This is a genomic window from Massilimicrobiota sp. An105 (assembly GCF_002161155.1).
GTDB classification, from domain to species: domain Bacteria; phylum Bacillota_I; class Bacilli_A; order Erysipelotrichales; family Coprobacillaceae; genus Allocoprobacillus; species Allocoprobacillus merdigallinarum.
The window spans coordinates 1-632 of record NZ_NFLY01000118.1; the positions used below are offsets into that span (position 1 = coordinate 1).

General features: G+C 33.2%; 1 protein-coding gene. It reads left to right on the plus strand.

Features of this window, described 5'->3' with window-relative positions; genetic code table 11:
• The coding region (locus B5E48_RS13825) for a DUF6431 domain-containing protein (RefSeq protein ID WP_206407355.1) at positions 1-498 on the plus strand (498 nt) is incomplete at its 5' end.
• Positions 499-632: the final 134 nt, after the last annotated feature.

Here is a 632-nt window from a genome sequence, read left to right on the forward strand (position 1 = left end):
CAAAACTTTTCTAAAATGCAAACATTTTATAATGAATGTCTTGAAGATCTTAATATCGCTTCTCTAGAATGTTCATGTCATCACAAAGGACATCTTATCAAGCATGGCTTTTATACGCGTAAAATAAAAACACCAGATGGCATCATTCCCCTTAAAATTCAAAGATTCAAATGTAAGCATTGTCATCATACACATGCATTTTTACTATCTGTCATTATTCCTTATAGTCAAATTCTATTTCATGACACTCTATCCATTATTCGCTCAAATTCTATGCAGGATTTAAATCAGCTTATGATTGAGAACCCAAATATAGATGAATCTAATATTTCTTACATAAAGAAACAGTATACGATGCATTGGAAACAAAGACTGCTATCTGAAAATATTCAATTAGATAGTTCTCTGGTTTTTCAGTGCTTTTTTCATTTCAAAAGACAGTTTATGCAGATTAAATGCACACCAAATATTCTATACAGCCCTACCCACATAGCCTGACTTTCGAAGACCTTAAACTTCATATACAATGGCAGCTGTATAAGGAGGAACAAGGCAAATGAACGCAAAAAAATCAACAGATATCGCTTTATTTCGATATGGAATCATAGCCCCGCTGGTCACTGGGACAATTG